Source organism: Streptomyces sp. NPDC059456 (genome assembly GCF_042750055.1).
Lineage (GTDB): Bacteria > Actinomycetota > Actinomycetes > Streptomycetales > Streptomycetaceae > Streptomyces.
In genome coordinates this window covers 1-11,589 of the sequence record NZ_JBHYVA010000225.1, presented here as the reverse complement: position 1 = coordinate 11,589, position 11,589 = coordinate 1, and the positions used below count along the sequence as shown (strand labels likewise).

Sequence of the window (11,589 nt, the reverse complement as noted above, 5' to 3'; positions counted from 1 at the left end):
ACGCACCCGCGGAGTCGGCCTCTCCGAGCCCCTCCACCTCGACCTCGCCCTCGCCGAGCTCGTCGCCGACCGCGACCCCCTCGCCCGGCGCGTCGAAGGCACCGAAGCCCGGCGTCACCCCGCCGGCCGCGAAGCCGTCGGCCGGCACCCCGGCCGGGTCCGCGGTGGGCACCCAGTCGAAGCAGACCGCCCCGTCGGCCCCGGCTCCGGCCGCCACGCCGTCGGCGTCCAAGGCCGCGAACCCGCTGGACCCGCTGGGCCTCGGCGACAAGCTCAAGGGCGTCGTCGACGGCATCACGGCCCCGCTGAAGGCTCCGGCCACGCCCGCGCCCGCCCAGACACCGGCGCCCGCACCGTCCAAGACGGCGACGACGCCCCCGTCCGCTCCCGCCGCTCCCGCCCCGGACCCGTCCGCGGACGCGATCCGCGACGCGGCGAAGAAGGCCGGCGTCGACGTCAAGGAACTGCCCCAGGACGTCAAGGACACCGCGAAGTCCCCGAAGGACGAGACGGGCAAGACCGCGGACGAGGACGAGCCCAAGCCCGAGGAGTCGAAGGACGCGGACGGGAAGCAGCCCTTCCCCTGCCCGACGTACGACGCGAAGGCCCTGGCCGACGCCGAGATGGAGCCGGGCATCCCGCTCCTGCCGGACGAGCCCTGGTACCTCGACAGCTCGCTGCTGACCCTCTACGGCCTGGACTACCACGGCATCGTCGAGGTGAAGACGGCGGGCGGCAAGACGAAGAAGGTCCTGAAGTTCACGGCGGACTCGCTGGACATCAAGGACCTGTACCAGACGGTCGGCACGACCGGGAACGTCGCGCACCTGAAGTCCCGCCCCGGCTCGACGTCCAAGATCCGCGGCGGCACGGTGACGATGTACACCGAGAGCCTCAAGGGCAACCTCTTCGGCCTGATCCCGATCGAGTTCACCCCGAACAGCCCGCCGCCGCTGAACGTCCCGTTCGCGTTCTTCACGAACGTCAAGGTCGTCCAGGCCGGCCAGTTCGGCGGCAACCTCACGGTTCCGGGCCTGCACAACTACGTCGGTCCGCCGGAGTAGCCGCACCTGCCGCAACGCACCGAGGGCGGCACCCCGCATCCCTTCCGGGATCCGGGGTGCCGCCCTCGGTCTCTGTGCGGCAGAGTCACACGGGGCCGGGTCAGGCCTGGGGCCGGCCGCCCAGGTGGTGGACGCGGACCATGTTGGTCGTGCCCGGGACGCCGGGGGGCGAGCCGGCGGTGATGACCATGGTGTCGCCGTCGTTGTAGCGGCCCAGCTTGGACAGCTCGCCGTCCACCAGGTCGACCATCGCGTCGGTGGTGTCCACGTGCGGGACGATGTACGACTCGACGCCCCAGCTCAGCGTGAGCTGGTTGCGGGTGTTGACATCGGTGGTGAAGGCGAGGATGGGCTGGGTCACGCGGTAGCGCGACAGGCGGCGGGCCGTGTCCCCGGACTGGGTGAAGGCGATGAGCGCCTTGCCGTCGAGGAAGTCCGCGATCTCGCAGGCCGCGCGGGCGACGGAGCCGCCCTGGGTGCGCGGCTTCTTGCCCGGGACCAGCGGCTGGAGGCCCTTGGAGAGGAGCTCCTCCTCGGCAGCCGAGACGATCTTCGACATCGTCTTGACGGTCTCGATCGGGTAGGCGCCGACCGAGGACTCGGCCGACAGCATGACCGCGTCCGCGCCGTCGAGGATCGCGTTGGCGACGTCGGACGCCTCCGCGCGCGTCGGGCGGGAGTTGGTGATCATCGACTCCATCATCTGGGTCGCGACGATCACCGGCTTGGCGTTGCGGCGGCACATCTCGATGAGCCGCTTCTGCACCATCGGGACCTTCTCGAGCGGGTACTCGACGGCCAGGTCGCCACGGGCCACCATGACCGCGTCGAAGGCGTCGACCACGGCGGCCATGTTCTCGACGGCCTGCGGCTTCTCGACCTTGGCGATGACGGGGACCCGGCGGCCCTCCTCGTCCATGACCTTGTGGACGTCCTTGACGTCGTTGGCGTCGCGGACGAAGGACAGGGCGACCATGTCGCAGCCCATCCGCAGGGCGAAGCGCAGGTCGTCGACGTCCTTCTCCGACAGTGCCGGGACGTTCACGGCGGCACCCGGCAGGTTGATGCCCTTGTGGTCCGAGATGACACCGCCCTCGATGACGATGGTCTTGACCCGGGGGCCGTCGACCTCGGTCACCCGCAGCTCGACGTTGCCGTCGTTGATCAGGACCTGGTCGCCCTTGGTCACGTCGCCCGGCAGGCCCTTGTAGGTGGTGCCGCAGACGGACTTGTCGCCCGGGACGTCCTCGGTGGTGATGGTGAACTCGTCACCGCGCACCAGCTCGACGGGACCCTCGGCGAAGGTCTCCAGACGGATCTTGGGGCCCTGGAGGTCGGCGAGGACGCCGACCGCGCGCCCGGTGTCCTCGGAGACCTTCCGGACGCGGTCGTACCGCTCCTGGTGTTCTGCCTGGGATCCGTGGCTGAAGTTGAATCGGGCCACGTTCATACCTGCCTCGATGAGCGCTTTCAGCTGCTCATACGAGTCGACGGCGGGGCCCAGCGTGCAGACGATTTTGGAACGGCGCATGGAGCGGATCCTATCGGTTTGTTTCGTAGCGGAATATTCCGTCTGGTGGAAAGTCCAAGTGACTAGCCGGTAACCAATGCGTACGCCTGGGTGGCGATCTCCAGTTCCTCATCCGTCGGCACCACGGCGACGGCCACCCGTGCGTCGTCCGGCGACACCAGCCGCGGCTCCGGGGAGCGCACCGCATTGGCCTGCGGGTCCAGGGCGAGCCCCAGCTCCGCGAGGCCGTCCACGGCAGCTTCCCGGACCTGGTGCGCGTTCTCCCCGACCCCCGCCGTGAACGCCACCGCGTCCACCCGGCCGAGGACGGCCGAGTAGGCGCCGATGTACTTCTTCAGGCGGTGTACGTACGCCGCGAAGGCGAGCCGCGCCGACTCGTCGCCCTCGCCCGCCCGCCGCAGCACCTCGCGCATGTCGTTGTCGCCGCACAGGCCCAGCAGACCGCTCTTCTTGTTCAGGAGCGAATCGATCTCATCCACCGAGAAGCCGCCCACCCGCGCCAGGTGGAAGACGACCGCCGGATCCAGGTCGCCCGAACGCGTCCCCATGACCAGGCCCTCCAGCGGGGTCAGGCCCATGGACGTCTCCACGCACGCCCCGCCGCGGACCGCCGAGGCCGAGGCCCCGTTGCCCAGGTGCAGCACGATCACGTTCACGTCCTCCACCGGCCTGCCCAGCAGCGCCGCCGTCGCCCGCGAGACGTACGCGTGGGAGGTGCCGTGGAACCCGTACCGCCGGATGGCGTACTTGTCCGCCGTCGCGGCGTCGATCGCGTACCGGGCCACGTACTCCGGCATCGTCGAGTGGAACGCCGTGTCGAAGACCGCCACCTGGGGCAGGTCCGCGCGCAGCGAGCGCGCCACCTCTATGCCGGTCACGTTCGCCGGATTGTGCAGCGGGGCGAGCGGGATCAGGCTCCGGATCTCCGCCAGCACCTCGTCGTCGATCACCGTCGGCTGCGTGAACCGGGTCCCGCCGTGCACCACGCGGTGCCCGATGGCGGCCAGTTCGGGGGAGTCCAGGCCCAGCCCGTCGGCGGCGAGCTCCCGCGCGACGGCCCGCAGCGCCGCCCCGTGGTCCGCGATCGCGCCGAGCCGCTCGCGCCTGCCGCCCTCGGCACCCGGGCCGGTCAGCGGTTCGTGGACGAGCCGCGAGGTCCCCTCGCCGATCCGCTCCACCAGGCCGACGGCCAGGCGGGCGGAGTCCGCCATGTCGAGCAGCTGGTACTTCACCGACGAGGAGCCGGAGTTGAGGACGAGTACGCGCGATGCGGTGGTCACGATGAGGGTCTTTCCTTCGGGGTGGGGGATCGGGCGGGGGCTCGGCGGGGTCCGGGCGGCGGGGTCAGGCGCTCGGGCCCGGCACGGCCCGCGCGCCCTGCGCCTGGATCGCGGTGATCGCCACGGTGGTGACGATGTCCTGCACCAGCGCGCCGCGGGAGAGGTCGTTGACCGGCTTGCGCAGTCCCTGGAGCACCGGGCCGACCGCGACGGCGCCCGCCGAGCGCTGCACGGCCTTGTAGGTGTTGTTGCCCGTGTTCAGGTCCGGGAAGATCAGCACGCTCGCACGGCCGGCCACGTCCGACCCGGGCAGCTTGGTCGCGGCGACCGAGGGCTCGACGGCGGCGTCGTACTGGATCGGGCCCTCGACGGCCAGGTCGGGGCGCTGCGCGCGGACGATCTCGGTGGCCTTGCGGACCTTGTCGACGTCCGCGCCGCTGCCCGAGGTGCCGGTCGAGTACGAGAGCATCGCGATCCGCGGCTCGACGCCGAAGGCGGCCGCGGTCGCCGCCGACTGCACGGCGATGTCGGCGAGCTGCTCGGCACCCGGGTCCGGGTTGACCGCGCAGTCGCCGTAGACGAGGACCCGGTCGGCCAGGCACATGAAGAAGACCGAGGAGACGATGGACGCGTCGGGCTTCGTCTTGATGATCTCGAAGGCGGGGCGGATGGTCGCGGCGGTGGAGTGCACCGAGCCGGAGACCATGCCGTCGGCCAGGCCCTCCTGGACCATCAGGGTGCCGAAGTAGTTGACGTCGGCGACCACGTCGAGGGCCAGCTCGACGGTCATGCCCTTGTGGGCGCGGGCCTGCGCGTAGAACTCGGCGAAGCGTTCCCGCAGGGGGGAGGTCGCCGGGTCGATGAGCTGGGCGCCCGAGATGTCGACGCCCAGGTCGCCGGCCTTCTTCAGGATCGCCTGCTCGTCGCCCAGCAGGGTCAGGTCGCAGACGCCGCGGCGCAGCACCACGTCCGCGGCGCGCAGCACCCGCTCCTCGGTGCCCTCGGGCAGCACCACGCGGCGCCGCTCGGAGCGGGCCCGCTCCAGCAGCTCGTGCTCGAACATCATCGGCGTGACGCGCTCGGAGCGGGCCACCGACAGCAGCCCGCGCAGCTCGGCGGTGTCCACGTGCCGCTCGAACAGGCCGAGCGCGGTCTCCAGCTTGCGCGGGGTCGCGGAGTTCAACCGGCTCTGCAGCGAGAACAGTTCGGCGGCGGTCGGGAAGCTGTTGCCGGCCACCGACACCACCGGCGTGCCCGGCGCCAGCTTCGAGGCCAGCGTCAGGATGGCCGGGCCCGGCCGCTCGTTCAGGGTCAGCAGCACACCGGCGATCGACGGGGTGCCGGAGGCGTGCGCGGCCAGCGCCCCGATGACCAGGTCGGCGCGGTCGCCGGGGGTGACGACCAGGCAGCCGGGGGTCAGGGCGTTCAGCACGTTCGGCAGCATGGCGCCGCCGAAGACGAAGTCCACGGCATCGCGGGCCAGCCCGGCGTCGTCGCCGAGGAGCACCTCGCCGCCGAGCGCCCGGGTGATCTGGGCGACGGTCGGGGCGGAGAGCGACTTGTCGTCCGGCAGCACGTAACAGGGGACGGGCAGCCGGGCGGCCAGCCGCTCGGCTATGGCGTCCCGGTCCTGTGCGGCCACCCGGTTGACCATCATCGCGACGACGTGGCAGCCGAGGCTCTCGAACGCGCGGAAGGCGCTCTGGGCCTCGGCGCGCACGGCCTCGGCGGGGTGCTTGGTGCCGCCGACGACGGGCACCACGACGGCCCCCAGCTCATTGGCGAGGCGGGCGTTCAGCGCCAGCTCGTCGGGGAGGTTCGTATCGGCGTAGTCGGTGCCGAGGACCAGCATGACCTCGTAGTCGCGGGCGACCTGGTGGTAGCTGTCCACCAGCCGGGACACGAGCTCGTCGATGCCCTTCTCGGCCAGGATGGCGGAGGCCTCGTGGTACTCCATGCCGTACGCGGTCCGGGGGTCCTGCTCGATCCGGTAGCGGGCCCTGAGCAGGTCGAAGAGCCGGTCCGGCGCATCGTGGAGCAACGGGCGGTAGACGCCGACCCGCGCCGTCTGGCGGGTCAGCAGCTCCATGATTCCCAGCTCGACGACCTGCCGGCCGTCCCCCCGCTCGATACCGGTCACGTACACGCTGCGCGTCACGCGGGTTCTCCGTCCCATCGTGTGGATAGTTGCTGTTTTCCCCGTTGGGGTGGGCCTGGCCTCTTGACAATACCCCGGTGGCCAGATAGGGCGCCCGCCGGGAAAGACCCGTCGGGAAGGGCCGGAAGGTCGAGGTGCGGAGCACCGCGGAACGCACCGTTCCGCCGGCCCGTGGAACAATCGGACAGGCTTCACCGTGACGCCTTCAGATGTACGGCCGTCCGCCCGCACGCGTACGGCCCGGTACGACCAGGAGCAGGAGACACAGCACGATGCGTATCGGAGTTCTCACCGCAGGCGGCGACTGCCCGGGCCTGAACGCTGTCATCCGTTCGGTCGTGCACCGCGCCGTCGTCGGCCACGGCGACGAAGTCATCGGCTTCGAGGACGGCTTCAAGGGCCTCCTTGACGGCCACCACCGCCCTCTCGACATCAACGCCGTCAGCGGCATTCTCGCCCGCGGCGGCACGATTCTCGGTTCAGCCCGCATGGAGCGCGCGCGACTGCACGAAGCCGCCGAGAACGCGCACGAACTGGCGACGCGCTACGGCATCGACGCGCTCATCCCGATCGGCGGCGAGGGCACCCTGACCGCGGCCCGGATGCTGTCGGACGCCGGGATGCCGGTCGTCGGCGTGCCGAAGACCATCGACAACGACATCTCCTCCACCGACCGCACCTTCGGTTTCGACACCGCCGTCATGGTCGCCACCGAGGCCATCGACCGCCTCAAGACCACCGCCGAATCCCACCAGCGCGTGATGGTCGTCGAGGTCATGGGCCGGCACGCGGGCTGGATCGCCCTGGAGTCCGGCATGGCCGGCGGCGCCCACGGGATCTGCCTGCCGGAGCGCCCCTTCGAGGTGGACGCCCTGGTGAAGATGGTGGAGGAACGATTCTCCCGCGGGAAGAAGTTCGCCGTCATCTGCGTCGCCGAGGGCGCGCACCCGGCCGAGGGCTCCATGCCCTACGAGAAGGGCGCGATCGACGCGTACGGCCACGAGCGCTTCGCCGGCATCGGCAACCGCCTCGCCGTCGAACTGGAGCACCGCCTGGGCAAGGAGGCCCGCCCGGTCATCCTGGGCCACGTCCAGCGCGGCGGCACCCCCACCGCGTACGACCGCGTCCTCGCGACCCGCTTCGGCTGGCACGCCGTGGAGGCCGTCCACCGCGGCGACTTCGGCAACATGACCGCCCTGCGCGGCACCGACATCGTGATGGCCCCGCTGGCCCACGCCGTCACCGAACTGAAGACGGTCCCCGAGAACCGCATGTACGAGGCCGAGTCGGTCTTCTGACCGGCCGCGTCTAACGGGCGCCGCCTGCGTAGGCCCAGAAGCGGGCCACGATGTCGGCCAGGAACTCCCGGCCCGCGTCGCCCGTGGCGGCGTCCCCCGAGGCGCCGCCCCAGCTCAAGGTGGCCACCATCTTCGACTGGTAGTCCCCGTGCAGCCGCTCCAGGACCGGCTCCAGCTGCTGCCTGGGCACCGGCAGCAGCTTCGCCAGCGGCTTCACGTACGCCTGCCAGCGCGTGGTCACGGCGCTGCGCAGGATCTCCGCCAGCTCCTCCTGCTTGCCCGTCGCCGCCACGAACTGCGCCAGCGACAGCCCGAGCACCTGCGCCAGGGCCACGGACTGCCGTTCGTTGCCCTTCCAGCGCCCGGTGTCCTCCATCTTCTGGTACGCGTTCGTCTCCAGCCCGATCCGCCGGGCCAGCTCGTCCGCGGCCATGCCCCGGGCCATCCGGTGCTCCCGCAGGGTCACGGGCTCGGCGAGCAGCTCGCCGGGGGCGCACCAGAGCACGCCCGCGAGCGCCGTCAGCTCGGCGGAAGTCGGCGATATCTCGCCGCGCTCCCAGGCCATCACGGTCTCGGGCTCGACGATCAGTCCGTACTGGGCGCGCAGGCCATAGGCGACATGACCGGGAGCCATGCCCAGGGCCGCGCGCAGGCGCCGCGCGGCGGGGGCATTGAAGGGAGGGCTGGAGTGCACAGGGCACACCGTAGGAGTGCCCAAGGCGTGGCGACTACAGACCGTTCAAACAAGCTCAGAACTCGTAGGAACGTCCTATGGAGTTCGGCGCTTTGGGCGGGTTTCCCGGCGACCGTCCGGTAATCGGAGCGCCTCTAGATCCACTTCCAAGCCTACGGTGCCCGCCGACCGCCGCGATACCCCCCGCGCACGATGTTCACCGTTCTCCCCCACCCCGCCCACCCGCCGTCACTCCTTGCCTTGACGTCGGCGTCAAGGCTTACGGTCGGGCCATGCGAATCGGCGAACTGGCGGAGCGGGCCGGAACCAGCACGCGGACCCTGCGGTACTACGAATCGCGCGGACTGCTGCCCGCGCGCCGCGCCGGCAACGGCTACCGCACGTACGACGAGGACGACCTGCGGCTGCTGCGCCAGATCCGCATGCTCCAGGACTTCGGCTTCGAGCTGGAGGAGACCCGCCCGTTCGTCGACTGCCTGCGCGCAGGCCACCCCGCCGGGGACTCCTGTCCCGCGTCCCTGGCCGTGTACCGGCGCAAGCTCGCCGAGCTCGACGGGCTGATCGGCCAGCTGGCCGACGTGCGGGAGCAGGTCGCGCGGCAGCTCGCCGCCGCCGAGGACGCCGCCGGGGAAGCGGCGGCGCCGCGCTGTGAAATGACCGGACCGTGAGAAGGGGAGACGAAGAGATGATCCACGCCAAGGGCGTCGCCGAGGTGACCGACCGGGACTTCGGGACGGAGGTGCTCGCCGAGCGGGGCCGGCCCGTCCTCGTCGAGTTCACCGCCGACTGGTGCGGGCCCTGCCGGCAGCTCGCGCCCGTGCTGTCCGCCGTCGCCGCCGAACAGGCCGACCACCTCAAGGTCGTGCAGATCGACGCGGACGGCAACCCCGCCACCGTCGTCCGGTACGGGGTGCTGTCCATGCCGACCCTGATCGTCTTCCGCGACGGCGAGCCCGTGAAGCAGATGGTCGGCGCACGCGCCAAGCGCAAGCTGCTTCAGGAGCTCGAAGAGGTCACCGGCGTCACGGCCTGAACCAGACCGTCGCCAGCGGCGGGAGCGTCATGCGCAGGCTCGCCGGACGGCCCTGCGCGGGCACGGGCTCGGGCCGCAGGGGCTGCGGATGGCGCACGCCGCCGCCGCCGTACTGCTCCGCGTCCGTGTTCAGGACCTCCCGCCACCACGGCACCTCCTCCGGGACGCCGATCCGGTAGCCGTGCCGCACCACCGGCGAGAAGTTCGACACGCACAACAGCGGCGAGCCGTCCTTCGCGAAGCGCAGGAACGCGAAGACGTTGTCCTCCGCCGCGTCCGCCTCCACCCAGCCGAAGCCCTCCGGCACGGTGTCCCGCTCCCACAGCGCGGGCGCCGCCGCGTAGGTCCGGTTCAGGTCGCGCACGAGATCGCGCACGCCCCGGTGGTCGGCGGCCGCCGTGTACGAGGAGTCCAGCAGCCACCAGTCCGGTCCGTGCGCCTCCGACCACTCCGACCCCTGGGCGAACTCCTGCCCCATGAAGAGCAGCTGCTTGCCCGGGTGGGCCCACATGAAGCCCAGGTACGCACGGTGTATGGCCCGCTGCTGCCACCAGTCGCCGGGCATCTTCGACACCAGCGAGCGCTTGCCGTGCACCACCTCGTCGTGCGAGATCGGCAGCACGTAGTTCTCGCTGTACGCGTAGACCATCCCGAACGTCATGTCGTGGTGGTGGTACTTGCGGTGCACCGGGTCCTTCGACGCGTAGCGCAGGGTGTCGTGCATCCAGCCCATGTTCCACTTCAGCCCGAAGCCCAGCCCGCCCGCGTCCGTCGGCCGGGTCACGCCCTCCCAGGCCGTGGACTCCTCCGCGATCGTCACCACGCCCGGGCAGCGCCGGTACACCGTCGCGTTCATCTCCTGGAGCATCGCCACCGCGTCCCAGTTCTCCCGGCCGCCGTGCTCGTTCGGCGCCCACTCGCCCTCGCCGCGCGAGTAGTCCAGGTAGAGCATCGAGGCCACCGCGTCCACGCGCAGCCCGTCCACGTGGAACTCCTGGCACCAGTACACGGCGTTCGCGACGAGGAAGTTGCGGACCTCCTTGCGGCCGTAGTCGAACTCCAGCGTCCCCCAGTCCGGGTGCGCGGCCCGCCGCGGGTCGTGGTGCTCGTACAGCGGCCGCCCGTCGAACTCCGCGAGCGCCCACTCGTCGCGCGGGAAGTGGGCCGGCACCCAGTCGACGATCACGCCGATCCCGGCCCCGTGCAGCGCGTCCACCAGCATCCGGAAGTCGTCCGGACCGCCCATCCGCGAGGTCGGCGCGTAGTACCCGGTGACCTGGTACCCCCACGAGCCGCCGAAGGGGTGCTCCGCGACGGGCATCAGCTCCACGTGCGTGAAGCCCAGCTCCTTGACGTACGGGGGCAGCTGCTCGGCCAGCTGCCGGTAGGAGAGCCCCGGCCGCCAGGAGGCCAGGTGCACCTCGTACACCGAGAAGGGGGCCTGGTGCGGCGGGCGGGCCCCGCGGCGCGCCATCCACTCCGCGTCCTGCCACGCGTAGTGCGACGCGGTGACCACCGAAGCGGTGGCCGGCGGCACCTCCGCGGCGCGGGCCATCGGGTCGGCGCGCAGGGTGTGGCCGCCGTCCGGGCGGGTGATGTCGTACTTGTACAGCGCGCCCTCGCCCACCCCCGGCAGGAACAGCTCCCAGACCCCGGACGCGCCCAGCGAGCGCATCGGGTACGCCGTCGAGTCCCAGTACGAGAAGTCCCCGGTGACCCGCACCCCCTGGGCGTTCGGCGCCCACACCGTGAACCGGGTGCCGGCCACGCCCTGGTGCTCCATCGGCCGGGCGCCGAGGGCCGTCCACAGCTCCTCGTGCCGGCCCTCGCCGATCAGGTGCAGGTCCAGCTCGCCGAGCGCGGGCAGGAACCGGTACGGGTCGTGCACCTCGATCTCGTCGCCGTCGTACGTGACCAGCAGCCGGTAGTCCGGCACGCCGGTCAGCGGCAGCAGCCCCGAGAACAGCCCGTCGCCGTCGGAGAGGAGCTCGGCCCGCAGCCCCTTCGCGACGACCGTGACCGACGTGGCGTACGGGCGCAGCACGCGGAAGACCACGCCGTCGCGCCGGGTCCGGGCGCCCAGCACCCCGTGCGGGTCGTGGTGGCGGCCCTCCAGCAGCCGGGCCCGTTCCCCGGCGCCGAGCGCGGGCGCCGGCCGTACCCCGTGTGCGGGAGCCCGCTCGGCGCGCGGCGGCGGGGCCTTGCGCACCGCCGCGGGGGCGGGCGCTCCGCGGTCCGCGGCCCGTGCCGGAGCCGTGGACGGCGGGGTGGTCGACGGTGACTGACGGGCGGGGCTCACGTGTGCGGCCTCCTAGGCGGCTGCGGGCGGGGGTGCGGGGAGAGGGAGGAGAAGCCTTCGCCGGGACCGGAGCCCGGCCCGGGCCCGGCGGACGGCCCGGCGGAGGGCCCGGCGGAGGGCCCGGCGCCCGGCCCCGGCCCGGGTCCCGCGGCGGGACCCGTCCCCGGGCGGGGGGGGGGCCCCGGGCGGGCGGCGGGCCCGGGGGCGCGCCGGGGCCGGCCGGACCCCCCGG

The 11,589-nt window shown here is 72.1% G+C and carries 9 protein-coding genes; 4 read left to right on the top strand and 5 right to left on the bottom strand.

Going from position 1 to position 11,589, the window contains the following annotated elements; translation table 11 throughout:
* Positions 1-164: 164 nt before the first annotated feature.
* On the top strand, positions 165-1,064 hold the full coding sequence (locus tag ACFXA3_RS20610; RefSeq protein ID WP_385188647.1) for a hypothetical protein: 900 nt from the start codon (positions 165-167) through the stop codon (positions 1,062-1,064).
* A gap of 100 nt (positions 1,065-1,164) precedes the next feature.
* Here ACFXA3_RS20610 and pyk read toward each other — a convergent pair whose 3' ends face one another.
* The 3 genes from pyk to pta form a co-directional block, all read right to left on the bottom strand.
* Complete coding sequence (gene pyk, locus ACFXA3_RS20605) at positions 1,165-2,595, bottom strand: pyruvate kinase (protein ID WP_385188645.1); 1,431 nt, start codon at positions 2,593-2,595, stop codon at positions 1,165-1,167.
* A 62-nt stretch (positions 2,596-2,657) separates the two neighbouring features.
* Positions 2,658-3,875 carry an acetate kinase gene (locus tag ACFXA3_RS20600; protein ID WP_385188644.1) on the bottom strand — a complete coding sequence of 406 codons (1,218 nt, stop codon included), beginning with the start codon at positions 3,873-3,875 and terminating at the stop codon, positions 2,658-2,660.
* 64 nt (positions 3,876-3,939) lie between these two features.
* Complete coding sequence (pta, locus tag ACFXA3_RS20595; RefSeq protein ID WP_385188642.1) at positions 3,940-6,033, bottom strand: phosphate acetyltransferase; 2,094 nt, start codon at positions 6,031-6,033, stop codon at positions 3,940-3,942.
* Positions 6,034-6,305: 272 nt separating this feature from the next.
* Between pta and ACFXA3_RS20590 the strand changes: the two genes are divergently transcribed.
* The gene (locus ACFXA3_RS20590) at positions 6,306-7,331 is read left to right on the top strand and encodes an ATP-dependent 6-phosphofructokinase (protein WP_385188641.1); all 1,026 of its coding nucleotides are present in this window, start codon (positions 6,306-6,308) and stop codon (positions 7,329-7,331) included.
* Positions 7,332-7,341: 10 nt separating this feature from the next.
* Here ACFXA3_RS20590 and ACFXA3_RS20585 read toward each other — a convergent pair whose 3' ends face one another.
* Positions 7,342-8,034, bottom strand: a complete 693-nt coding sequence (locus tag ACFXA3_RS20585; RefSeq protein WP_385188639.1) for a helix-turn-helix domain-containing protein — start codon at positions 8,032-8,034, stop codon at positions 7,342-7,344.
* 263 nt (positions 8,035-8,297) lie between these two features.
* Between ACFXA3_RS20585 and ACFXA3_RS20580 the strand changes: the two genes are divergently transcribed.
* Together ACFXA3_RS20580 and trxA are read left to right on the top strand one after the other, a co-directional pair.
* Positions 8,298-8,693, top strand: a complete 396-nt coding sequence (locus ACFXA3_RS20580) for a MerR family transcriptional regulator (protein ID WP_376192458.1) — start codon at positions 8,298-8,300, stop codon at positions 8,691-8,693.
* Positions 8,694-8,710: 17 nt separating this feature from the next.
* Entirely contained in the window at positions 8,711-9,058 is a 348-nt protein-coding gene (gene trxA, locus ACFXA3_RS20575) for a thioredoxin (RefSeq protein ID WP_385188637.1), read from the top strand.
* Here trxA and glgB read toward each other — a convergent pair.
* Entirely contained in the window at positions 9,048-11,357 is a 2,310-nt protein-coding gene (gene glgB / locus ACFXA3_RS20570) for a 1,4-alpha-glucan branching enzyme (protein WP_385188635.1), read from the bottom strand. The genes trxA and glgB overlap by 11 nt on opposite strands.
* Positions 11,358-11,589 lie beyond the last annotated feature (232 nt).

Bases quoted from the DNA above. Each gene is read 5' to 3' on its own strand.
- trxA (WP_385188637.1), top strand. From the start codon at position 8,711: ATGATCCACGCCAAGGGCGTCGCCGAGGTGACCGACCGGGACTTCGGG.
- pyk (WP_385188645.1), bottom strand. From the start codon at position 2,595: ATGCGCCGTTCCAAAATCGTCTGCACGCTGGGCCCCGCCGTCGACTCG.
- ACFXA3_RS20580 (WP_376192458.1), top strand. From the start codon at position 8,298: ATGCGAATCGGCGAACTGGCGGAGCGGGCCGGAACCAGCACGCGGACC.
- ACFXA3_RS20590 (WP_385188641.1), top strand. From the start codon at position 6,306: ATGCGTATCGGAGTTCTCACCGCAGGCGGCGACTGCCCGGGCCTGAAC.